This is a genomic window from Nostoc sp. NZL (assembly GCF_015714705.1).
Taxonomy (GTDB): domain Bacteria; phylum Cyanobacteriota; class Cyanobacteriia; order Cyanobacteriales; family Nostocaceae; genus Nostoc; species Nostoc foliaceum_A.
Genome location: NZ_WBKL01000184.1, coordinates 29,556 through 55,040, shown reverse-complemented (window position 1 = coordinate 55,040; position 25,485 = coordinate 29,556). Strand labels below are relative to the sequence as shown.

Below are 25,485 nucleotides of genomic sequence, written 5' to 3'. Positions count from 1 at the left end.
ACCAAGAAGACTGCGGTTGCTGCTGCTACTGGTGCTGAGTATGCAATTGCAATCCAAGGACGCATTCCTAAGCGGTAGGATAGTTCCCATTCACGACCCAAGTAGCAGAATACGCCAATCAGGAAGTGGAAAATTACCAATTGGTAAGGACCACCGTTGTACAACCACTCATCTAAGGAAGCTGCTTCCCAAATTGGGTAGAAGTGCAAGCCGATTGCGTTGGAGGAAGGTACTACTGCACCGGAGATGATGTTGTTTCCGTAAATCAAGGAACCTGCTACTGGTTCACGGATTCCATCGATGTCTACTGGAGGTGCAGCGATGAAGGCGATTACGAAGCAGGCGGTGGCGGCTAGCAGGGTAGGGATCATGACTACGCCGAACCAACCGATGTAGATACGGTTGTTTGTGCTGGTGATCCACTCGCAAAATCTATCCCATACGTTGGCGCTTGAGCGCTGTTGTAAGGTTGTTGTCATTGTTTTATAAGTGCGGTTAGTTATTTATGAATCAGGCTGGTTTGTCTTTGCCTGTGAATTCACTTTACAATGCTTTACATTTTTTAATCAAGTTTTATTACTTCAGTAAAGCTGATATAAGTTATTAGTTTTGCTTATTTAAGAGTTAAATTAAGTGTTTGCGGGTGTTCCAAATACATTGAACACGGAATTTAGATATGTTTACTCTGGTGTTAGCGCCCAAAAGATAAAATAGAAAGGAACAATGTTGTTATCAACTCTGAATACTCTGAATAGAGAGTTGATATTAATTACTACCAACAATTAGGAGGGAAGGTGTGACATGACAATTACTCTAAATCACACCATAGTGCCCGTACATGACAAAGAAGCATCGGCGAGGTTCTTTGCAAAAATTTTTGGTTTAGAGGTTGAGGTTCCCGTTGGTCACTTCGCTGCTGTGCATATAAATGATGAACTGACGCTTGACTTCGCCGATGCTGAAGCGTTCGAGTCGCATCATTATGCGTTCCATGTCAGTGACGAGGAATTTGATGCAATTTTTGCACGCATCAAAGAGGCGGGTATTGAATACAGTAGCGACCCTATGCATCAGAATAAAGGGCAAATTAACCACCGGAATGAAGGTCGTGGCTTCTATTTTTATGACCCCAATGGTCATAACTTAGAACTGTTGACCAAATAATTCGTAATTCATAAGGGACTTGTAAAAAATAAATAATCCCAAAGTACATAGAGACAGGAAGGGGCGCAAGTCCTTTCACCCCTTCGTTCGCGGAGTGTCCCGCAGCGATGGGATGTTTTTTTTTAACTGGAAGTCCCTAATTCGTAATTCGTAATTCGTAATTCGTAATTCGTAATTCGTAATTCGTAATTCGTAATTCGTAATTCGTAATTCGTAATTCGTAATTAAGAGGGTACAAGCCTGCACTGATAGCCTAGGGGTAGGGAATGTGTGTACCCTTGCGAGGAAGCAAGCTACGAGCAGCATCTCATAGAAAGCGTTATAATTACGAATTATTTTGACCGTTAATAGATATTTGACATCAAGTCAATGCATTACTTCTTTACTAAAAAATATGCTGTAGCATACTCCGGCAATTGGCTGATATTTTGCCTAAATTCTTTTTGACTCTTAAAAATACCTGCTAAAAAATCGAGTTGATAAAGATTGGGTAAAAATGCTCCGCCTGTATCAGCCATAACTCCCATTTGCAGATGTTTGCGACCGCCTTTAGTATGCTCAATAATAATCACTTTACCTAAACCAATATTCAAAACATCTCCAGCAAAGGTTACTCCTGGTTTAATGGAAATTTTTGCATCTATTTTATATCCATAGCCTTTAATGGCATCAACCTCTCTAAAATACCAATAACGCTTTTGTGCTGTTGCCTTTAAGCCGCGAATATAAGACATTCCATTATTTCTATCTACATTAAAAAATGCCCTATAACCATCTGTAAAGTTAATCAGGATTGTTCCTTGCATTAAGGCTTCTTCTAAGCCAGTTCTGGTTAAATAAGCGAGACTTTTAACTTTTCCAAATTCTTTACCACCTGGTTCATAAATACCCGACAAAACATCCTGTTTGGTATATTTGGTATAAAAAGTATTATTATTAGAGCTATCCTTTAGGCTATAAATTGGTGTATTAAAAGTAGAGGTTTTCTTGCGAGAACCGGGGTGAGTGAATACAGCATATTTGGTAATTCGTAATTGTTTTTGTTTCTTATTTTTGGGGTTATAGGCAGTCCATTTGATAACTCGAAAATTGGAATTGATAAATTTAGGGTCTTGTAAACGAGTAGCTCGCTTATTAGCAATATCCTCCTTTAAAACAGCAATCATGAAATCTAAAGTCTTGAGAACATCTTGTACAGTAACGCCTTGAGTAGTGAGTATTCCTGTACGCAGAATATCTGGATCTTGTGAACTATAATCTTGAAAATATTTTCTCGTATTAACGAGAACAGTTAATAAATCTCCTTGATTGAAATTAACCTTACTACTTGGCAGTTTGACTGGAGTAACAACCTGGTTGCCATTAATACTAAATTTATATTTTTTGAACTCATCGATAACTGGATAGGGTGCAGATGCTGCTAACAAATCCTGTTGATATGAAAAAGCGTTTTCTTTACCTGTAATCTCAGCAGATGTTTGTTGAGGGATTAAAGGATTTTGAAACCCTGAGGTAAGTTGATCAGAAATTTGATTTGATGTGAAGGAAATCTGTGATTCAAGTGAGGCAAAATTTTCTTGCTGAGTAAAGGAATTATCTTGTTGAGCTAGCTGTTTAGTTTTTGACTGAGTATATACATCACTACTGGCTAAACTTACAAGCAATAAGGCAGCACAACCTAGTGTGAAGCGAAATTTTTGGCTGGATAAGATATTCATAACTTGGAAAATCAATTTTTAATGCTAAATAATCAACATTATGTTTCGATAACCTCACGCACTAACTGCGCCAACTTTTCGGCACTATCAGGAACTGCGATCGCTTTGGCTTTTTCCCCCATCTTTGCTAATTCTTGCGGTGACTGCAATAAATTCAACACATTACTTTGCAATATTTCAGTCGTCAACTCCGATTGCTTTAAGGTTAATGCTGCACCAGCTTTTGTAAATACGTCTGCATTGTAAGATTGATGGTCTTCTGCGGCAAAGGGATAAGGAATTAAAATCGCTGGCGTTCCACATACTGCCAATTCTGTCAAGCTACCTGCACCAGAACGACTAATAGCAAGAGAAGCCCGTTGCAACAACGCTGCCATATTGTTGTAAAAAGGTAAGGATATGTACTGTGGATGTTTGAGACTATCTGCTTCTGGATCGCGATCGCCAGTTAAATGTACTACATAAGCACCAGCATCAAACCAAGCATTTGCAGATTCACGCACCAACTTATTAACTGCAACTGCACCCTGGCTACCACCAAAGACGACAATCAAGGGAACACTCTCAGGAATGGCTAAATCCAATGGTGCATCAATTGCCCCATCGAGAAATTGCGCTCTTACAGGAGTGCCAACGCAGACATTTTTGGCACGGGGCAAATACTTAGCAGCTACTTCAAATCCCAAGGCTACCGCACTACACCAAGGGCCAAAGAAGCGAGTTACTTTACCTGGTAAAGCGTTAGATTCGTGGAAAACCACGGGTAAACCTAGGGAACGCGCCGCAATGACGGCTGGCCCAGCAATGTAACCCCCTGTGGTAAATACACCTTGAAAATTTCCCTGTTTAAGAATTCGTCTGACTTCTATAATCGAACCAGCGAGTTTACCCAAGGTACGAATCGAGGAGAAGCCAAACCCTTGCTGAAACCCTTCAACTGCAATAGTATTCAAGGGATACTCTTTAGGGACAAGTTGAGTTTCTAGCCGATTGGGTACTCCCAGCCATTCTATTTGATAATCTGGCAGTTTTTGTGCCAGTGCGATCGCTGGAAACAAGTGTCCACCAGTCCCACTGGCAGCTATTAATAATCGTATCGGTGCGTTTGCCATCAAACCTCTACCGTTTAGCGTCTAGCTTAACTAAGATAAAACAATTTCCTTACTTTCTCTAATCAAATCAGTAAACTCTTACCAATGACTAACATTATTACTGCCTTAGTGAGACGACAAATCAGATTTCCAGTGAATCTCTGGCTGGTTTCGTTCCTGCTAACCCTTGGTTTAACAAGTGGTTGGCAACCCACTCAAGCGACGACACCACAGCAATTATCCCAAACCACTACACCCCAAAATGCACCAGCCAATCTGAAAAATCTGCTAACACAAGTTGATGCCGCCGCCAGCCGAGGCGATGTCAAAGGGGTGTTGCAATTTTACAGCCCTACTTTCACTCATGGGGATGGATTAAACCTCCAAACCTTGGAAAAGTCTTTGATTTCACTTTGGCAACGATATCCCAAATTGCAATACAGTACAAAACTGCTATCTTCAAAACCTGAGGGCAATGCGATTATTGCCGAAACAGAAACGAAGATAACTGGTTTATCCTCCGGTAACAGTAATAATTCGGCTCTCAATGCCACGATTAAATCGCGTCAGCGCATTGAAAATGGCAAAATCGCCCGCCAAGACATTTTGTCAGAACGCACCCAACTTACCTCTGGCAGCAAGCCGCCTCAAATTGATATTAAATTACCAGAGAAGGTGCAAGTTGGTCAGAAGTATAATTTTGATGCGATCGTCCAAGAGCCACTTGGTGATGATTTTCTACTAGGAACGGCGCTAGAGGAACCCATCCAACCAGATAAATTTCTCAACCCTACATCCGTGGATTTAGAATTACTAACATCTGGTGGACTGTTCAAAACGGGACAAGCACCATCTACCCCTGGTAGCCAATGGGTTTCTGCTGTCATCCTGCGGGGTAATGGGATGACGATGGTAACTCAGCGCTTGCAAGTGGTGAAGAAGTAGTTAGGAGTTAGGAGAGACGCGATTAATCGCGTCTGTACAAGAGTTAGGAGAGACGCGATTAATCGTGTCTATACAGGAGTTAGGAGTTATAGACGACTGATGATAAATTATGAACTATGAAACTTGTACTAATTCATAATTCATAACTATTAACTCCTCACTCCTAACTATCCTAATGACTTCCCTAGAAAATCAAATCATTTTGATCACTGGTGCAAGTAGTGGTATTGGTACTGCTTGTGCGAGAATTTTTGCTGGTGCTGGTGCAAAACTGATCTTAGCGGCACGACGGTTAGAACGTTTGCAGCAGCTAGCAGATACTCTCATTAAAGAATTTGGTATTGAAATTCATTTATTACAGCTAGATGTGCGCGATCGCAACGCTGTCGAATCTGCCATTTCTACTCTACCCTCTGCCTGGTCTGAAATTGACATTCTCATTAACAATGCTGGTCTAAGTCGCGGTTTAGACAAGTTGCACGAAGGAAGCTTTCAAGACTGGGAAGACATGATTGATACTAACGTTAAGGGTTTACTTTACCTTTCCCGTTATGTCGTTCCTGGAATGGTGAGCCGCGATCGCGGTCATGTGGTAAATTTAGGTTCCATTGCCGGACATCAAACCTATCCCGGTGGCAATGTCTACTGTGCTACCAAAGCTGCTGTGAGAGCAATTTCTGAAGGTTTAAAACAAGACCTATTGGGAACACGGGTACGTGTAACTTCCGTTGACCCCGGTATGGTAGAAACAGAATTTAGCGAGGTGCGGTTTCACGGAGATACTGAACGCGCCAACAAAGTCTACCAGGGAGTTATACCGCTGACAGCAGATGATGTGGCTGATGTAATATTTTTCTGCGTGACGCGATCGCCCCATGTCAATATTAATGAAATTGTGCTTATGCCTGTTGACCAAGCTAGCGCTACCCTAGTTAACCGACGAACATAAAAAGATTAATTTGTTAAGATTCTCACGGCTCTTGAAAATTTGGCTTTGCTCATTTTCAAAAAAAACCGTTGGTTAAGTTTGGGAAGTATTGATGTTACCAAAAATACTTTTCAAACATCTTCTAATAAAAATGCCCAAAACTCCGAAGTTAATCCTTCAAAGCTTTTTAGTTTTGAAGGATTAACGTCTTTTAAGTCAGGGGATTCTTTTTAGCCGGACGGAGTACTTGATGGGTAGACCACAACAATATCACCCTCCCCAAGCAAGATAAGGGCGATAAGGCAGCGTAAAGCCTTCTTTTCTCCTTCTCCTATCGAAGACGCTAACGCGAACGAGAGGCTTGTCTGCCAAGATCCCTGTAGGGGTAGCTTAGAACAAGTCCGCGTCCTTTGGAGAAAATCTGAGGAGATAGGTAAAATTACAATTTTATTAAAAAATAATAGCTTTTGGTCGTAGATGAGTGCGGAAATTGTTTTGATTTTGTTGTAGTTATATAGTTTCTGCTTATTAAAATCGGCATCTATCTTTAGATAGATTTTTGTGGGCTACTCTTTTTGTGAGCATTTTTTAGAACTAGATTATGCAAAAATGATTTTTACGAGTACATAAAATTTATATATATTATGCAAAAAAATGCTGAATAAAAAGTTAACGGAAAGCGAATATTCATTATTAGTAAAAATAATATTACTTTAGGAAAGGCATGATGGGTTAAGGAAAAGAATATAGCCAACGATTAGAATTCGCTAGAGCAGGTGTATTTCTATTAACAGTGAGATGCTACCAAATTAATTTTTATAGTCTTGGCAATAAAAGGAAGATTTTATTGTTTAACAAAAGCTTATCTATTAAATATTTTACCGATCTTCCCGCTAAACTTTCCCTGCGAACTGTTCTGATCGTTCCCTTTATTCTGCAAATCTTGGCGGTGGTGAGTTTAACAGGTTATCTCTCATTCAAAAATGGGCAACAAGCAGTAAATAATATTGCCGCACAGCTACTAAGTGAAATTAGTGAGCGTGTTCAGCAGAATCTAGAAACTTTTCTTGAAACTCCGCATAAAATTAATCAGAATAATGCTAATGCTATTAAATTTGGTCAGTTAGATGTACAAGAATTTGCCGTTTTAGAACGTCATTTTTTTGAGCAATTGCAAGTATTTAATCAAGTAAGCCTAATTGGGTTTGCGAATACAAATAAAGAGTTTATTTCAGCAGAGATATTTTCTGATGATTCTTTGACAATCAGAGCATCTGGTAAATCGACTAAGTATAATTTGCAGACTTATACTACTAACAAACAAGGCACACGTACAGGAGTAAAGGATTTTGGCAAACCTTATGATACTCAAAGACGTGGTTGGTATAAGAAACCGATAGCAGAAGAAAGGCCAATTTGGAGTGAAATTTATCCTCATAATTCTGGCATTGCTTTGTACATCGCTGCTAGTCAGCCTGCTTACGATAAACAGGGAAATTTGCAAGGTGTATTACTCTCAAATTTAAACTTATCTAAAATTGGCACTTTTCTGCGCAAGTTAAGAATTGGTAAAACAGGAATAAGTTTTATTATCGAGCGTCAATCTGGAAGATTGGTAGCAACCTCAACTAATGAAAAGCCTTTTCGCTCAAATGATTTAGAAACAAAACTAGCAGAAAATAAAATTAAGCCATTTTTAGCGATAGATAGTAATGATATAAAAACACAATTTACCGCTAATTTTCTAAAAAAAGAATTTGATGAATTTCACTCAATTAATAGTTCACAGCAATTATATTTTCCCATATATGGTAAGCGGCAGTTTATTCAAATTTTACCCTTTCAAGATAATCGGGGACTTGACTGGTTAATTGTGGTCGTAGTCCCAGAAGATGACTTCATGGGGGAAATTAATGCTAATACCCACATCACTATAGTGCTGTGTATTGTTGCTTTGATAGTGGCTGTAGCTGTTGGTGTTTTGATTTTACGGTGGATTACTCAACCAGTTATAGCTTTAAAAAAATCAGCTTTAGCACTTGCTCAAGGTGAATGGGAAAAAAGAATAAAAGTAGAGCGCTCTGATGAATTGGGGGAATTAGCCAAGTCATTTAATAGTATGGCGGATCAACTGCAATCAAAGTTTTTGGAAATGCAGGATTTAAACAAAACTTTATTGCAGAGTCAAACTCGCCTGAAACAATTTCTTGACGCTATACCTGTGAGTGTTTCGATAGATGATAGTAGTGGGCAACTATACTATACTAATCGAGCTTCACAACAGCTAGTCAACGTAGAGTTATTACCATCTATCGAATACAAAAAAGTAGCAGACTATTATCAAATTTATCTAGCTGGAACTGATCAGTTATGCCCTGCGGATGAACTGCCAATTGTATATTCTTTAGCTGGTAAAACTGTCCATGTTGATAATCTTGAGTTTCGCCACTCGAATAAAACTATCCCTGTAGAAGTTTTAAGCACCCCAATTTTTGATGAATCAGGGAAAGTAATATATGCACTCACCGTTTGTCTTGATATTACCGAACGCAAAAAAGCAGAGAAGATCCTAGCTGATTATAATTCGATTTTAGAGCAACAGGTTACTGAACGTACCCTGGAACTAGAATGGGAAATAGCTGAACGCAAGCAGGCAGAAGTAGCGCTTCTAGAAAGCGAGACGCGATTTCGGCTATTGGCAGAGGCAACATTTGAAGCGATCGCTATTACCGAGCAAGGCATACTTTTAGATACTAACCAAACCTGTGCTGAGATGTTTGGTTATGAACTTTCTGAGTTGGTTGGTATGCGTGTCATGGATTTTACTGCTCCTGAATACCGGGAACAGGTGATGCAGAAGATTCGCTCAGGGGATGAAGGAATTTATGAAACCGTTTGTCTGCGTAAGGATGGAAGCACATTTCCGGCTGAGATTAGAGCCAGAGTTATGTCATATCGTGGGCGTACCATCAGGATGGCTGCAATACAGGATATCACTAGTCGTAAGCAGGCTGAAGAAGCAACCGTATTAGCAGAACGCAACCGCTTGGCACAGGAAATTCACGACACTTTGGCACAAGCTTTCACCGTTGTTATTGTCCACTTAGACACCGCCTCACGGAAACTGACGACAGATATAGAAGTAGCACAGACATTAATCAAAGCAGGGCGTGACTTGGCTCACTCTGGACTGGCTGAAGCACGCCGTTCTATCAAAGCATTACGCTCTCAATTATTGGAGGACGGCGACATTTTTAATGCTCTCAATCGCTTCGCCACACAGATGTTTTCCCCTACCAATACACATATTGTCTGCCAAGTAATAGGCGAGATATACCCCTTGTCTCCAGATGTTGAAAATAACCTATTCCGCATTGGACAAGAAGCATTAACCAATGCCTTCAAGTATGCCCAAGCTGGAGAAATCCAAATTGAACTGGCGTATCAAGAAAGACAGTGCAGCTTGCGAATCAAAGATGATGGACAAGGATTTGACATGGGGAGTGTATCTATTATCAACAGCTTTGGGCTGTTAGTCATGAGCGAACGGGCTGAACGCATCGGGGCAAAACTAACAATTCAGAGTTCGCCAGGACAGGGAACAGAAGTTTCAGTGTTAGTCTACCGAGAGTAAATGATTATGAGTCAATCCAATGTCATTCGCATCCTGCTTGCTGACGATCATCCCATCTTGGGGCAAGCTTTAACAATGTTTCTTCAATGTGAGCCAGACATGACTGTAATCGGCCATGCTGGCGACGGGCGAGAAGCGCTAGAACTTTTCCGCCAACATCAACCTGATGTGGCGCTGATGGATTTGCGAATGCCGAAGATGGAAGGTGCCGATGCGATCGCAGCCATCTGTGCTAAGTTTAAACACGCCCGAATCGTTGTGTTGACTACTTTTGATGGTGATGAAGATATCTATCGGGGATTACGGGCGGGTGCAAAGGGCTATCTCCTCAAGGGGGCTGAACCGAACGAACTCTTAGATGCGATTCGCACTGTTCATAAAGGACAAAGGTATATTCCGCCCACTATAGCAGCCAAGCTAGCCGAGCGGATGGGTAGTGAGGAATTGAGCGATCGTGAGTTGGAAGTGCTGCGCCTGATCGCCAAGGGTAAGAATAACCAGCAGATTAGCAATGTCCTCAATATTGCTGAGAGTACGGTTAGGTTCCATGCTAATAATATTTTCGGCAAATTGAAGGTTAGCGATCGGACTCAAGCCCTAGTCACCGCCCTGAATCGGGGGATTGTCAGGCTGTAGTTTGCATTTTCTCGACCTCACATTTTGATAGGTTTTAAACCCAACATTTTGCTAGTGACAAAGTTGAGCTTATTTTATAGGCTTGGTATATTCACTTAGTAATAATAATTGCTAAATTACTGCAACTATTCTCTGTAATAGCGATCGCACTTCAATATTTAAAGGAAAAAGAACAATGAACTATGTGAAAGTTTCTGCTTTTATTGCTGGATTATCAATAGCGACAGTTAGCGTGCCTCAAGTTAAAGCTCTAATATCAACTCACCTTTTAGATACAACATCTCAGATTTCTTCAACCCCTTTACAAAAAGAATCTAAAGGAAAATTACACTTATCAAGCAGTATTAGTAATAAGCAATCTTCATCTAATTTAATAGCTAAATCTGCACCTCAGGATAGCAATCTAAAGTTAGTGAATGATATCCAATCTGATGCTAAACCCGAAACAATAAAAGAACAAAAAGGGAAGCTGATAATTGTCAATAATACCCCTTTCATCGCATTGGTACAATTGTATCAGCCTAACGCAAATAAGCCAAATAATTATGCAAATATTCCACCCTGTAGCGCAAGAGTACTTTACGACACTTATAGTAATAAGTGGGGAGTCAGTTTGAATGCTCAGGAAAAGAAAACGGTCTATGATGTTTCTTTTTATGACAAGACCAGGAATACTTTTGGAGTTATAACATCTAAGCTGAATCAGGGTCCAGAGACAAAGTGGACTTGCGATTATAAACCCGTAGCGTTAGGTGTTGGTGAAGAACCATACTTGTCACAAATCAAAAAAGATGATAAAAAACTTGCTCAACTTGTCCCAGACTCAAAAATATCGGCGAATGCAGGGGATCTGCCCGCTGACACTTCAGATATTCTTACCAAAATGTCCAATACTCAGTTGGATATGGTAATGGGAATGACTGGGCTGCCTTCTGAATACATACCACAAGTTATAGATTATGTAGAAAAACATCCTACTGGGAACACGCTAGATAGGAAAGTAATTAATGCTGCTATAAAGGAATACAGTAACATTCGAAAGGTGATAGACGAGAAGCAATACGGAGAGATGGTTGAAGCTTCTCAGATCATCAAAAAAAATGAAAATATCTTCTATTTTCCTCGATTACCTGAACCTAATGGCGCACCGCGTGTGGCTAAGTTGCCATCAGAGGTAGCAACAAAGATTGATGATCTTCCTCTGGAGAAAGCTGGGAATGTTGCGAAGTATGCGAACGAAGGAGTAGAACTTTTGGGCAAAGGAGCCAAAGCGATTCTTCGAATTTTATAAATAGAGTCTCATAACTTACCGTGATTGTTTGTGATCGCTTTACTTGATAGCTATCGCAAAATCAACAGGCTAAAAGTATTTATTCAAAACGCACTTGCTCATCAACAGCAAATTTCCAGTAAGAAATTCACTTTCTAAATCTCAGGAGTTAAAAATCATGGACCCAATTACACTCATTCTCACTGCTTTGGCTGCTGGGGCTACTGCTGCTGCTAAAGATACAGCAGGAACAGCCGTTAAGGATGCTTATGAGGGTTTGAAAGCGTTGATTAAGAAGAAATTCACAGACCAGGGAAAAGCAGACTCATCAACAATTTTAGATAAATATGTACAGAAACCTGAGAAAACAGAAGCTCTTTTAGAAGATGAATTAAAAGATGTTGGACTTGATAAGCTTAAAGATGAAGATGAAATTATCAAGTTAGCGCAGGAGATCCTGAAAAAAGGAGATCCTAAAGGTGCTTCAACTGGTAAATATGAGGTTAGTATACAAGGCAGTAGGCAGTTTCAAGTTGGGGATAACAACCTACAACATAATGCCTAAAGTTAATATCAATTAATCTTTAATGTATGCGAGTAGGGTGTTGACTTTGACCCCAATTTGCCAAGCAATCTTCTTATACTTTTGATGGTCGCTTGAAAAGCATTTATGTTGTGGAAACCACCTTAAACTTTAGAGGATGTTTTAAAAGTATTGGGCGAATATAATTCGCTACTACACAAGCAAAATCTACCTCCGTAGACTAACACAAAATGAGAGTTTTTAAACCCACACGGGCGGGTTTTGTATGTATAGGTGCGACTTCTAGTCGCCAAATGAGTAATAAATTAGACTTTCCAAACATCCTCTTAGGGTTCTTCCGTAGACGTGATGCTGAACTTTTAATTAAAGACCAGAAATTGGCTTGTAAATCAAGAGTTACAGACGTTTACAGCCTTAATTTTAAAACCAAGGCTCAAACGTTAATAATAACGACTGTTGTTATTGTCCAGTAGGGGTTTCAACCTTATTCACCGATGTATTTAGCATATTAAGTAATAAAGAGGCAACTTAAGAAGGGCAACTTACTCTATGAACACTTCTGATATTGGTCAAACAAATAGTATACAAGTCATACAATCAACGGCATTTCAAGTAGGTGATAATAATAGACAAACAAACATATTTTATGGTGATGATCCTGAAGAAGAAAAAGTCTCTGAAACTATCGATGAAAATTCTCCTTATCTAGGACTAGAGTCATTTACTGCTAATGACTCTAATCGATTCTATGGTAGAAAAAAGCTCATCGCTGATTTAGTGAAAGACTTAGAGAAGGATAATTTAATTTTCCTCCTGGGTGCATCAGGAAGTGGTAAATCGTCTTTGATCAAAGCAGGAATTATTCCTAAACTTTCTCAGAAAAATAAACTGTTCGCTGAACTGAGTTTTGTTCCTGGAGATGCTCCTTTTGACGCTTTTTTTGATGAGTTACAAACATCTCTTCCTAAACAATTAAAATCATATAATAAATCTGAGATAAAAAAATTTATTAAAAGAGTTGATAACCTCCAATTAAATTTATCTAGTATTATTGAACAATTAAGACAAGGTAAAAGTGATTCTTGGATAATTTTTATTGATCAATTTGAAGAAATTTTTAGCCAAACGACTGATGAAAATGAGCGGATACTTTTTCTTGAAAACTTAAACTCTTTAATTGATTTACAGTCAGAAGATCAAGATAATTCTCTTAAAATTATTTTGGCGATGCGGACAGATTTTTTAGAGCATATCACTCCTTTTCCAAAGTTTCAAAAGGCAATCGAAAGTCATATTCGTTTTATAACAGAGATGACAGATAGAGAGTTGAAATTAGTCATCAGAAATCCGGCTGCGACTCATGGAATAAATGTTGATAAGGATTTAATTGAAGAAATTATTAATGATTTTCGGGGTAAATCTCGGTCTTTGCCTCTGTTGCAATATACGCTTGATTTGTTGTGGCAAAAGGATGATTTATCGGATAGATTACTCAATCAAGAAACCTATGAAGATTTAGGGCGTGTTGGGGGTGCGTTACAACAGCAAGCGGAGAAAATCTACCAACAGTTTGAATCTCAAGGAAAGGGGAAAGCAGTTGAAGATATTTTTATTAAGTTAGTCACCATTACAGGGGATGGAAAGAGAGTTAGTAAACGGGAAAATAAGTCTATATTTATCAGTGAAGAGGAAGATTTAGCAACAATTGTTAATAAACTAATTAATGACCATCGTTTATTAATTAGTGGTCGTCAAAAAGACACGGTAGAAATTGCTCATGAAGCTTTAATTAATTCTTGGTCACGTTTGCAGGATTGGATCACTAAACATGAAGAACAGATTATTTTAGAAAGACAATTAAAAGAATCAGCAAACATTTGGCAAAAAGTTAAAACTGATCAGAAAAAAGCAGTTAGTGAATTATGGCGTGGTTCTAAATTAGAAATTGTTTTACAATTACAACAAGAAAAAGCTTTTGGAGAATTAGAACCCTATATTAATGAGTTTATCAAAGCTAGTATTGATGATGAACAAGAAAGCCAAGATCGTGAAAGGCATCTCACGCAAGATAATTTAGAAAAGGAAATTTCTGCTGCACTTGCTAACTCACGAAATAATTCAAGGAATAATAATAATCTGGAGGCACTAACTAAACTGATACAAGCAGGAGAACTGCTGCAAAAATCACCTAATACTAAAATTCGCACAGATGTAAAATTGCATTTTATAGTAACTTTTGGGCAAATCTTTGACGAAATTGCGGAAAAGAATAGTTTTCATGGACATAGAGATTGTATATCAGGGGTAAGCTTCAGTCCAGATGGCCAAACAATCGCTTCTTCTAGTGATGATAAAACTGTCAAGCTCTGGAGCTTTGATGGGAATTTGTTGCAAACTTTAGAGGGGCATGAAGATGAGGTGATGGATGTCAGTTTCAGCCCCGATGGCAAAATGCTTGCCTCTGCAAGTCGGGATAAAACCATTAAACTTTGGAAAAAATCTACAGATGCTAAAACCCAGTGGATATTATATAAAACTCTAGAAGGCCATAGTCATCGGGTGATTGGTGTTAGCTTCAGCCCAGACAGTCAAATTATTGCTTCTGCCAGTCAAGATAAAACCGTCAGGCTTTGGAACCAAAATGGAGACCTGTTAAATATTCTTAGTGGTCATGAAGATGGTGTGATCAATGTGGCGTTTAGTCCAAATGGTAAGCTGATTGCTTCTGCTAGTAAAGACCACACTATAAAACTTTGGGACTTAATAGAAAAAAAAGAGCTAAAAGGTATTGCTGAAGAGCATTCTCAGGAAGTTTCAGCAGTAAGTTTTGGAAGTGATAGCAAAACTTTAATCTCATGTGGCTGGGATGAATATGTCAGATTTTGGAAGATTGATGGAAATGTTACATCAATGACAAATAAGAAAAATCACATAGCAAAATTTAATTATGTTACCTTCAGCCCAGATGGTGAAACAATCGCAGCAACGAGCGAAGATGGTCTGATTACTATTTGGGACAAAAATGCTGATTCTAAAATAACTTTTAAGGGACATAAAAATAGCGTCACAAAAGTCAGTTTTAGTTCTGATAGCAAAACTCTTGTCTCTGGTAGCGTTGATAAAACTATAAAACTTTGGGATTGCACTCGGAAATTTGATGGACATTCTAGTGAAATTTCAAAGATTGATTTCAGTTTTGATGGTGAGACGATTGCTACAGCCAGTCAAGATGGAACTATTAAAGCTTGGCATCGTAATGGTGAACTATTAAGTAGCTTTAAATGTCATGATGACAGGGTTTTTGATATTGATATTAAATTCAATCCAAAACGAGAAGCTATTGCTACAACTAGTCAAAATGAAGTGAAAATTTGGAATTTTGAAGGCAACCAGATATCTCACTTTTCAAAACATGAAAGCGATGTTCAGAGTATAAGTTTTAATCCACAAGGGACAGAGATTGCAGTAGTCTATCTTGATGGAACGGTAATACTTTGGAATATTGATGATGATGAAAGTAGGATTTTAGCAAAGCATAATGAACAAGTCAATATGGTCACTTTCAGCCCTGAAGGCAGAATGATTGTTACAGCTAGTGCTGACAAGACCGTGAAACTGTGGGATCTTAACGGTGACTTACTCGCCCATAGAGAGTATCAAAGTGCTGCTTATTATGTAAGTTTTAGTCATAATGGCGGGATAATTGCCACAGCTAGTATGACAGAAAATAAAGCTCACCAAATTCAACTTTGGAATCCTAATAATAACTATCAGCAAATACTTAAAGGAAATTCTGACAAGCTTGTGATGAGTATCGGTTTTATTCCTGATAGTGATATTGTTGCTGCAATTAGCATGGATCAAACCATAAGACTCTGGAATACTGCTAATGGAAGTTTGCTACAGACTATTGAAGGAAATGATAATTTTTCTATTAGTGCTGCTTTTATATATTGTAGTTTAGAGAAAGATAAAAGTGCGATCGCCGTGGCTAATTCTGAGCAAAGAATCAGTTTATGGAGCTTAAGCCTAGAAGAATTATTAAGTAATAGCAGCAACCAGATTCGTGATTATACAAATCGCCCAACCCATCCTACTTAACTGACAGTGCTTTACTAGAGGCGATCGCACTTCTGGTGATAATCTAAAAGTAGGCGATGTCTAAGACGGGCTACACCTACACCTTACGAGGCAGAATATCATCTAAGCGAAGTTGAAGACCAGGAAAAAGCGGTGAGTTAATTGATTGATTTAGCCGATATTTTTGTTGAGCATAAGTGTCTTCAACCAATTGACAGACAGTCAAAGTAGGTTGTTTAGGTTTACCAATAAATGCCACACCGCCCAATCCTCGATAATCTACGATCCAATATTCAGGAATGCCTAAGAGGGCATATTCCTCAACCTTGCGAGCATAGTCAGTTTCCCAGTTGCTGCTAACAACTTCAACTACCACTTTAATGGATCGTCTCAGTGTAATTACAGGCTCTCGCTCCCAAAGAGGTTCACGGTTGAGAACGGTTTCATCGAGAACTACGATATCAGGACGACGAACTGTAGCTGCATCTGCAAAGGGGTAAATTAAACAAGTGCGAGGAATAAACCAGGGGAGTTGTTCTGCAACAAGGTAGATACCAATTTGGGTTGCTACTTTGCCACTCACCGTTTCATGTGGGTCAGTGGGTTCAATGTCAATTAGTTCTCCATCAGCCAATTCATAGCGGGGATTATCTCGGTATTGAGAGAGAAAATCTTCCAATGTAAGGGTTTTTGCGGAGATATTATGTCATTGTCCTCTTTAACCATTCAAGATGCTTACTCAACCCCCGACATGAACGCCAGGTCGCCTCTGGGGATTCTTTTCAGCCCGACGGAGTACTTCACGGGTACGCCAAACGCGAGAAACCAGCGAGGTAAAAATGATCGCACCGATGAAAAACCCAGCAATCCTAATCCCTTCTGGTCTTTCGATAATATTGACAATAGTGGTGTATAAAAATAACAGTGTGATAATTCCAAAAACGAGTCTTGCCCGCTTTTCTCGGTGACGGTGGGCTGATAAGGTAACGGCAAAGGCGGCTGAGGTGATTAACACAAGCACACCAGTTGCATAAGCCCCACCTTGCGCTTCCACATTTGCTCTGAAGATAATTGTGACAACAAATGCGATCGCTGTGTAGACTAACACTAAAGGTCGCGTTGCTCGTGCCCAATTGGGTGCCATACCATAGCGTGGTAGGTAGCGAGGCACAATGTTCAGCAACCCTGCCATTGCAGATGCACCTGCAAACCACAAAATGGAAATAGTACTTAGATCGTAAATTGTGCCAAAGCCATTGCCTAAATACTGATGTGCCAGATAAGCAAGGGCCCGTCCATTGGCTTTGCCCCCAGATGCAAATTCAGCGGCTGGAATCAGTAAAGTGGTTATAAAGCTGGTGGTCAGCAAAAAGAAGCTCATAATCAGAGCAGCAGTGGTGAGCAGCTTGCGTGTATTCCGAATCCGCCCTCTGAGATGGTGTGGGGTGTCGTTGCTGCTACCTCTGACTAAGGGCATAACGGTTACACCAGTCTCAAAACCTGACAATCCCAGTGCTAATTTGGGGAATATGAAGAGAGCAATGCCGATTAGTATCAAAGGATTGGAATGGCGGGTAAAAAGTGCAGTCTGCCAGTTAGCGATCGCTCCAGGGTGAGTTACGATCTGATACAGACCGACGCTAACGACAATAAAGTTTAACAGCAGATAAACTCCCACCAAAACGACTGCAATACCAATCGCTTCCCGGAAACCTCTTAAGAAAACTGCGCCTAGTAATGCAACTAATATCAGGGTGATTGCGATCGTTTGATTGTGAAGCCAATTTGGAGCCAGTGGATTTTCGATGATATGAGCTGTGGCATCAGCAGCTGACAAGGTAATGGTAATAATAAAGTCAGTCGCCACAAAGCCGAGTAAGCACAGCACAAGTAATTTGCCTTGCCACCAAGGCAGCAAACGCTCTAACATTGCGATCGACCCTTCACCATGAGGGCTTTCGGCAGCAATGCGCCGATAGATTGGCAATGCTCCAAAGAGCGTCAGCAAAACCAGAATCAGGGTAGCTAGAGGAGAAAGAGCGCCAGCCGCCAATGCTGCAATCCCAGGTTGATAGCCAAGAGTCGAGAAATAATCTACACCAGTCAAGCACATCACCTGCCACCAAGAATGCTGGCGATGTGGTTCTTCCTTGCGGTAAGTCCCTTCCTTCTCTCGTCGATCTTCTTCAAGCAACCAGTCAATTAACTGGCTGCTGAACCGTTTTGTTGAAACAATTGATTTAGCCATCAAATACGGTTGTGTTACAATGGGCTTTGTGATTTTTTTAAGCCTTCGTGATTGATTAAAATTTTGAGCTACAAAGATATAACACCATTATTGTAGGTTAAGCTTCCTGTCCGATTTGCAAAATTTAAAGCAAGTTATGTCTACACCTACGCTTCTCACTCTCTTCTACACGTACACTTAACGAGGCAGAATATCATCTAAACTTTTTTTTACTTCTTCTTTGTGAATCGATATATTTTCATATAAGGCCAATCAGCCTGATCTTCCAAGTTATATAAATAACTCATTTCTTTTTTAAAAACATCTTTGAGTTCCCAATCAAATTCACGATTAACTATCAAAAAAACTGTATCTGCATTTTTGGTCAAAATACTAACTTTTTCTGCCATATTTTTTCCTTTCACAGTTTTTGTAAGATATGTAGTTGATGAATCTCCATAATATCGGAGTAATTTAGGTTGTCCATATAACAATACAGATTTTGCGGATTCATTTCTATTTTCTAGAAGGTAGCGAACAGCCGAACGGTAGTCATCTTTTGCATAAGCTGGATTTAAATAGTATTGAAAATTTGAATAAACATTCATAATTAACAACGAAACTGTAGCCAACTTTGTAAATTTAGGAGCTATAAAAAATTTATTTTTATGCTGATAATTATGTAAAAAAGCTGATGGGATCAGAATTACAAGTGGTATACATAGATAAAAAGAATGCCGTGGTAGCCAATTAATTTTGGTCGCCAGGGCAAACAGAAAGCTTAGTAAAAATGATGAGAACAATACTGATGTGAAAAAGTAATCAGCCCGTTGATATGTTTTTCTCTTACGGGGTCTTAATAAGCTTATTGCTAAAGCTATAAAAATCACAGTACTGACAATAATAAATATTAGTAAAATAGGCCAGTAGCTAAGTAAAACATTTATCTTTTCCTCATCGCGTAATTTATCCATTGGTGGCCCATAGGATGTACCGACTAATATACCGTAGATCACAAACATAATGTTTTGAAGTATAGGTAATCCAGTCCGAGTAACCTCAGTAGCCGTTGGATCAGATACAGCCGATGAAGATAAATAGAACCAAATCATTGGGGAGGAAAAAATTACTGGAGCTATCCACCATTTAGCTAATTCTTTTAAGTTTCTATAAACAATAGCATGAGACAAAAAAATAGATGAGCTAAAGATTATTGACAAAATACTGCCACAACTTCCTATGGCAGTAAAGATAGCAAAAAGCAATTGTGAAATAATTTTATTACTCTTATTTACACTCATTGCATAACTAAAAAAATATATTTGAAGTGATGCTATAAATATTAATAATGCATAAGGTCTGGCATCTTGGCTGTAAAATACGTTGAAAGAACTAACTGCTAGGAGCATAGATGACCATAAGGCATGTTTTTTTCCATAAACACGTAGGCTAGTAAAGAATACGGCAATTACTGAGCCGACTCCCAACAAGGCTGAGAGCGAGCGAATAGCAAATTCACTATCTCCAAAAGCCGAACGCCAATAGAACAAGACCAAATAATAAAGCGGTTGGTATTTGTCACCAGCTTCTCGATTTACAATTGCGGAGAGATTCTCTTGAAAGGTTGTACGATCAGATAAAGCTAGACTCCAGCCTTCATCAAACCAAAGACTTTGATTTTGCAACAAACAGAAACGCAAAAATATGCTAATGATAATAATAATAAAAACAATAAAATAGTATTTTGACTGTTTCACTTAAACCTCCAAAGCACTGCTACACAAAATATGCAAATTTCTAAACATGAAAAACCCACTCTATTGTCGAGTGATAGATTGTGATTTTGTCTCTATGCTGGGATGGGACTAATGTTTCTATGCAAGACTTTATCATAACTAAGGAGTATTTTGGTGGGTAGAAGATCAACTCACTACAGTAAAATTTTAAAATCTTTAGCAGATGAGTAGGTTGATTAAGTATGAGTGAAGCTACTGAAACGATTTTCAGCAAAATCATTCGTCGGGAAATTCCCGCTGATATTGTTTATGAGGATAATTTGGCCCTGGCATTCAAAGATGTTCACCCCCAAGCGCCCGTTCACATCCTTGTCATTCCCAAAAAACCCATTCCCACACTAGCTGATGCTGAATCTCAAGATCACGCTCTGTTGGGACATCTTTTGTTAACCGCCAAACGTGTTGCAGAAGTTGCTGGACTGAAAAGTGGTTATCGAGTTGTTATCAACACTGGTGATGATGGTGGTCAGACGGTCTACCATTTACATTTGCATATTTTAGGAGGACGGCAGTTAGACTGGCCCCCTGGTTGATAAAACCGGATGAATTGTGTCTATAGACGCGATTCATCACTAAAAAAATCACTGTTATAATCAATAAATATTTATTTGATGCTCCCACTGCTTGAGGCCGTGGGATTGTTTTTTCTACCAGCCAAGCCATTCTAGAGAGATGGAAGCACCCAAAAAATGTCATCATAGTTAAAGTGAAAACATCCTGGAGATAAGACAACGGTTTACGCACGTCCTTTAGCACGGTTAATTGAGCAATTGCAACGCCTACCGGGAGTTGGTCCTAAATCTGCCCAACGACTGGCTTTGCATATTTTGAAGCGACCAGAAGCAGAAGTAGAAGCTTTGGCACAGGCGTTGATTGAGGCAAAAAAACAGATAGGCTTGTGTTCTGTTTGCTTTCACTTATCTGCTGAACCTGTTTGTGAAATCTGCCGCAATGCCAACCGTGACAACAACACTATCTGTGTCGTAGCAGATCCTCGTGATGTGATTGCGCTGGAAAAAACCCGCGAGTACAAAGGTAAATATCACGTTTTAGGTGGGGTGATTTCTCCAATTGATGGAATTGGGCCAGAACAGTTGAATATTCTGGCTTTGCAGCGGCGGGTGAGTCAGCAAAAACCTCAAGAAGTAATTCTCGCAATTAGTCCGAGTGTAGAAGGGGAGACAACAACACTGTATATCGGTCAGCTACTGAAACCATTTACCAAGGTGACGCGGATCGCCTTTGGTTTGCCTGTAGGTGGTGATTTAGAGTACGCCGACGAAGTGACCCTAGCAAGGGCATTAGAAGGACGACGGGAGTTAGATTAGGTTCAACAAACGCATTACGAATTATAAATTAAAAATTATTTTGACAAGTTTCAAACGATTAATTCGGCTTACCCGTAATCATGAATGCTGCCCAGTAGTAAGGATGATTATAAAGATTTTTATCTGATGCCATTTTGCTATTTCTATATAGTTGTGTTGCTAAATAAGTTTGAATTCTGACTTCCTCAGGATGCAGATTATTCAAAACATCTTCATACCATTTTGTCAGTTCTCCAGCAGTTAGTTCTTTTAGCCATCGTGTTGCTTCAGCTAAGGCAGTAACTGCTGATTTGTTGGGCTGTAATCGTCGGTAGAATTCTATCATGACCAAGGCACTAGCTGAAGATTCTACACTCCAAAGAGTACTTACTACATGAGGAACGCCTTGACTCACAAAACCACTTACTAAACTCACATATTCACTGCTAATAGTGTGGTTGCTAGTATTTAAATTTTCACAGGCAGAGAGAGTAATAAGGTTGTAACTTGCTAGATTGTGTTGGCAGATTTCATCTAGAGTAAGTCTATCTTCACCTGCTAATGCTAATTCTGACTTTTTAGGTTCAGTTAAATTATTAGTAACATGACCCGTAAAATGAAAAATATTGTAATTATCAAATAAGGCATTTTCGACAATATTTTTTGTAGCTTCTGTCCCCTGAATTCGTTGGATATTATTGAACATCTGGCTAACAACTTCAGACTCAAGTTTGGCAAATTTAAGTGCGGGGGAAGTTGTACTATCAGGATGTTCAACACTGAGTAATAACTGATTTTGCCACTGCCAAATATCTTCAGTTATTATTGATAAACCTACTTGGGCGCTAGGCAGATAAGTGACGGTGAAATTTGACTCTACATTCGGCAACTCTTCCGGTGATGGCGAAGAAAGATGGAAAAGGGTATGAATGGGTAATCTGTACAAGTCACGGTGAGGAATTAAAACCAGTTGGGTGATGCCTTCGAGTTCCTGTGCAATTGTGGAAATATTCAGGATTTCATACAGTTGCAACAGCTTCTCTTCCATATCAACTCGCCAAGAATGCTGGCTTTTACTTTCTTTGTCTTGGGCCGTGCTGCGATATTCTTGGTATTGTTGATGCCAATCTTCTAGCCAAGTTTCAAATTGAATTAGGCGTTGCACTGCTTCAGGTAGGGGCAATTCATTGAGACGGATAGCGTCTTCTCCTAAAGGTATTACCCCAGTATCTTGCATGGGTGTAAAGAGCAGGATTGGTGATGGCGCTTGGTCTTTGAGAATAAAAGTATGTAGAGCAACTGGACTAATATGCCAGTAAATAATTGCTGTTGTGGGATTGAATAGTTGTTGAATTGCCCCATAATAAGGTGAGTAAATATTATCATCCCAGCCGTAAAGTAGCCAGTTTAAACAAGCATTTTTACCTTGTTCGGCAATTTCCCAGGCTTCAACTAAATCACCAGACTCTACGGCTAAATCAACTGCCAATTGATCAAAGCCTGCAAATTTTAGAGCTAGCTGTTTTTTACTTTCGTCTGAGCGAGTTTCTTCACTCAATAATTGTCGCAATAATTCTGTACCGCGTTGCAGCAATTCTTGAACTTGCGTTGTTTGTCCCAACCCCATCAGCACTTTGCTTAGAGATTGTAAAACCTCTAGGTGCAACTGGGGAAAATATTCTAGTGTAAGGGTTAACAGTGCCTGATGGTACTCAGATGCGGCTTTGCGCCAATAATCGCGGGTATTGGTATTTTTTTTGCCTTGCTCGTAGTAAGTATTAGCGATCGCAAAATGCAATCTACCCCAACCTTCTGGGTGGGTATCTGTTCGCAGATGTTTTAACCCTTCCTCGTAGCTGGCTAATTTTCCCTCGTAGCCGCCCTGTTGTAAGGCGGGATTTGTCGCTGTGATACCACTCGACAAATTCAGCAATGCGTCAGAGTTGACTAAATTACCGATCGCAGTTCCCCGACCAATCCAAGCTTCCCAGTAATCTTGTTTAATTTGCAAAGCGTTGTCATAACAAGCGATCGCTTCGGCAAATTGTTCTAAATAAAACAGGGCTACTGCCTGATTATACCAAGCTAGGTGGAAGTCTGGTTTAATGGCGATCGCTTGGCGATAGGAGGCGATCGCTTCTTGTCTACGTCCCAAGTTATCTAATGCTATACCTCGGTTGTACCAAGCTAAGTAGAAGTCGGCTTGAACTGACAGGGCTTTGTCCCAGGAGGCGATCGCTTCTGACCACTTTCCTAAATTAAATAGCACTACACCCCGGTCTATCCAAACTTCATGATATTCTGAGTCAATTTCTAGCGCCTTGTCGTAAGATATAATCGCCTCTGCAAATTGTTCGCCGACAGCTAGGGCTATGCCTCGGTGATACCAATTTTCCTGGTCTTCTGGTTCCAGGTGCAGCGCTTGGTCATAACTAGCAATAGCTTCTGGTAGCCAACCTAATTTCAGCAGCGCTAAACCCCGGCTAGACCAAGCTTCTTGGTAGTCTGGCTTAATTTCTATGGCTTTGTCAAAAGAAGCGATCGCTTCTTCAAAGTATCCTAATTCTCCGAGAGTTCCACCCCGGTTGTACCAAGCTTTGTAGAAGTCGGGTTTCAGTTGTGTGGCTGTTTCGTAAGATGCGATCGCTTCATCAAAACGTTCTAAATGGAACAGCGTCAAGCCTAGGTTAAACCAATATTCGGAAAATTCTGGTTGAAGTTCAATGGCTTGGTCATAAGATGCGATCGCGCCTAACAAATCACCTGTTTTAGCTTGCTGAAGACCTTGGTAAAACCAACCTTGAGCGTGGGTAATCGGATGATCACTATGTCGCTCAATAATACCGGGGGAATTAATACTTTGAACTGCCAAGTTAGAAGCAAGTTGCTGGACTAAATTGGTACTTTGATCCAACCTCACCCACAACTCATCTAGGGTATTAGCTACATTTGGCTCTAAATTCGTCAGAGTGTTATCCCAGGTTTCCACTGAGGGAGACGTTGCTAATTCAGTCCTTTGTCTAGTGGAAAGGAGATTTGTTGGTGTTGTAATTTGAACAACTTCTTCATCATCCTCGAACCTCAGTTGGGTTAACAAGGTGATTGAATCTTCCGCAGCGGGGAGAGGGACATTTTCTGATATTGTGGCTTGGGTCTCTTCCCGTTCATACTCTAATACCAGTTCCTCTAAGTTGTCGGGCAATCTTTCCTCAAAAGAGGCATTTTGAGGTGCTGACATTATTGGCTCAACATCTGGCACATCATATTCCCATAACTGCTCACCCAAATTGCGGATTAGCTCTTGTCCAGGGGAACTTGGGAGAATTTCTTCATCGGTTATAGTTTCTACGACATCTGGCTCATCATACTCCCATAACTGCTCACCCAAATTGCGGATCAGTTCTTGTCCAGGAGTAGTTTCTCCAACATCTGGCTCATCATACTCCCATAACTGTTCGCCCAAATCACGGTTCAGTTCTTGCCCAGGAGTAGGTGTAGTTTCGATTACATCTTGCGCCTGATTCTCCTCATGCTCTATCTGTGTAGGGGAGTTTTGCATCAGTCGGATACCAATGTCATAAGCAACGTCTCCAATTCTGCCAACACCAAGTTCCCCCAATTGCACCATCTGTGTTGCTAAAAGAGAATTTGGTGTAGGTGAAGCTAGCAAGCTTTCACCAAACATCACTAACCAGTCTATCCAGCGTTCAGCCGGAATCCGATTTTCGAGCCGTTGCAGATACCTCAATGCCCACTGTCGTCCTCGTGCTTGATGCACGCCTTCTAACAATTGGATAAACAATTGTTCCAGATCCGCATTGGTTAGTTCTGGTAGTACCTCTACCAGGTTGTTTCCTCTCGCACCCTTGAGAGAACTAGTCTGCTGACTTACAATGAGGCGCTTTAAAAACCTTTTAAGCGACTGCGATATCCGCCTGAGCATCTGCCACACTCTTGGATTTTGTTTTTCTAGATTGTAGCCATCGTTGTGTTAAAAAAATCATCAATTACGTAAAAACCCATTAGATTCGGACAGCGCTTCCGTAGCAGGTTAGCAAAAAATATACAAATCTTCAAGAGCATAGCATTACAACGTTACAATTTCCAGATTCGACTCTGGAATTTTGACTTTGCCAATTTTAGAT

Annotated in this window: 15 protein-coding genes and 2 pseudogenes; 10 read left to right on the top strand and 7 right to left on the bottom strand. The window is 39.9% G+C overall.

The features are described from left to right. Nucleotides 1–479: pseudogene (locus F8R90_RS27505) on the bottom strand (photosystem II q(b) protein); the annotation flags it as partial. A gap of 322 nt (nt 480–801) precedes the next feature. Here F8R90_RS27505 and F8R90_RS27500 point away from each other — a divergent pair. Then, nucleotides 802–1,164 carry a VOC family protein gene (locus F8R90_RS27500; RefSeq protein WP_196513319.1) on the top strand — a complete coding sequence of 121 codons (363 nt, stop codon included), beginning with the start codon at nt 802–804 and terminating at the stop codon, nt 1,162–1,164. A gap of 374 nt (nt 1,165–1,538) precedes the next feature. Here F8R90_RS27500 and F8R90_RS27495 read toward each other — a convergent pair whose 3' ends face one another. Together F8R90_RS27495 and murG are read right to left on the bottom strand one after the other, a co-directional pair. Next, on the bottom strand, nt 1,539–2,882 hold the full coding sequence (locus F8R90_RS27495; RefSeq protein ID WP_196513318.1) for a hypothetical protein: 1,344 nt from the start codon (nt 2,880–2,882) through the stop codon (nt 1,539–1,541). A gap of 38 nt (nt 2,883–2,920) precedes the next feature. Beyond that, nucleotides 2,921–3,994 carry an undecaprenyldiphospho-muramoylpentapeptide beta-N-acetylglucosaminyltransferase gene (murG, locus tag F8R90_RS27490; RefSeq protein WP_196513317.1) on the bottom strand — a complete coding sequence of 358 codons (1,074 nt, stop codon included), beginning with the start codon at nt 3,992–3,994 and terminating at the stop codon, nt 2,921–2,923. Nucleotides 3,995–4,078: 84 nt separating this feature from the next. On the opposite strand from murG, the gene F8R90_RS27485 reads away from it, so the two are divergent. The 7 genes from F8R90_RS27485 (at nt 4,079) to F8R90_RS27455 (ending at nt 16,031) form a co-directional block, all read left to right on the top strand. Next, the gene (locus tag F8R90_RS27485; protein ID WP_196513316.1) at nt 4,079–4,918 is read left to right on the top strand and encodes a nuclear transport factor 2 family protein; all 840 of its coding nucleotides are present in this window, start codon (nt 4,079–4,081) and stop codon (nt 4,916–4,918) included. Between the two features lie 175 nt (nt 4,919–5,093). Further along, nucleotides 5,094–5,867, top strand: coding sequence for an SDR family oxidoreductase (locus F8R90_RS27480; protein ID WP_196513315.1), 774 nt, complete (start codon nt 5,094–5,096; stop codon nt 5,865–5,867). 826 nt (nt 5,868–6,693) lie between these two features. Then, nucleotides 6,694–9,480 (top strand): PAS domain S-box protein, encoded by a 2,787-nt coding sequence (locus F8R90_RS27475; protein WP_196513314.1) that lies wholly within the window; start codon nt 6,694–6,696, stop codon nt 9,478–9,480. 6 nt (nt 9,481–9,486) lie between these two features. Then, on the top strand, nt 9,487–10,116 hold the full coding sequence (locus tag F8R90_RS27470; protein WP_196513313.1) for a response regulator: 630 nt from the start codon (nt 9,487–9,489) through the stop codon (nt 10,114–10,116). A gap of 175 nt (nt 10,117–10,291) precedes the next feature. Beyond that, the gene (locus tag F8R90_RS27465) at nt 10,292–11,407 is read left to right on the top strand and encodes a hypothetical protein (RefSeq protein ID WP_196513312.1); all 1,116 of its coding nucleotides are present in this window, start codon (nt 10,292–10,294) and stop codon (nt 11,405–11,407) included. Nucleotides 11,408–11,564: 157 nt separating this feature from the next. Beyond that, nucleotides 11,565–11,951, top strand: a complete 387-nt coding sequence (locus F8R90_RS27460; protein ID WP_196513311.1) for a hypothetical protein — start codon at nt 11,565–11,567, stop codon at nt 11,949–11,951. Between the two features lie 528 nt (nt 11,952–12,479). Further along, on the top strand, nt 12,480–16,031 hold the full coding sequence (locus tag F8R90_RS27455; RefSeq protein ID WP_196513310.1) for an nSTAND1 domain-containing NTPase: 3,552 nt from the start codon (nt 12,480–12,482) through the stop codon (nt 16,029–16,031). Nucleotides 16,032–16,107: 76 nt separating this feature from the next. Here the strand turns inward: F8R90_RS27455 and F8R90_RS27450 are convergent, their stop codons facing one another. The 3 genes and pseudogenes from F8R90_RS27450 to F8R90_RS27440 form a co-directional block, all read right to left on the bottom strand. Then, on the bottom strand, nt 16,108–16,710 hold the full coding sequence (locus tag F8R90_RS27450) for a Uma2 family endonuclease (RefSeq protein WP_196513322.1): 603 nt from the start codon (nt 16,708–16,710) through the stop codon (nt 16,108–16,110). 96 nt (nt 16,711–16,806) lie between these two features. Beyond that, nucleotides 16,807–18,258, bottom strand: a pseudogene (locus F8R90_RS27445) (amino acid transporter); the annotation flags it as partial. A gap of 209 nt (nt 18,259–18,467) precedes the next feature. Then, entirely contained in the window at nt 18,468–19,994 is a 1,527-nt protein-coding gene (locus F8R90_RS27440; protein WP_196513309.1) for a glycosyltransferase family 39 protein, read from the bottom strand. A 221-nt stretch (nt 19,995–20,215) separates the two neighbouring features. Here F8R90_RS27440 and F8R90_RS27435 point away from each other — a divergent pair, with 221 nt between their 5' ends. After that, entirely contained in the window at nt 20,216–20,566 is a 351-nt protein-coding gene (locus F8R90_RS27435; RefSeq protein WP_190893660.1) for a histidine triad nucleotide-binding protein, read from the top strand. Nucleotides 20,567–20,803: 237 nt separating this feature from the next. Further along, on the top strand, nt 20,804–21,361 hold the full coding sequence (gene recR, locus F8R90_RS27430; RefSeq protein WP_230966972.1) for a recombination mediator RecR: 558 nt from the start codon (nt 20,804–20,806) through the stop codon (nt 21,359–21,361). A gap of 58 nt (nt 21,362–21,419) precedes the next feature. On the opposite strand, the gene F8R90_RS27425 is transcribed toward recR, so the two are convergent. Then, entirely contained in the window at nt 21,420–25,283 is a 3,864-nt protein-coding gene (locus F8R90_RS27425; RefSeq protein ID WP_196513308.1) for a CHAT domain-containing protein, read from the bottom strand. Nucleotides 25,284–25,485 lie beyond the last annotated feature (202 nt).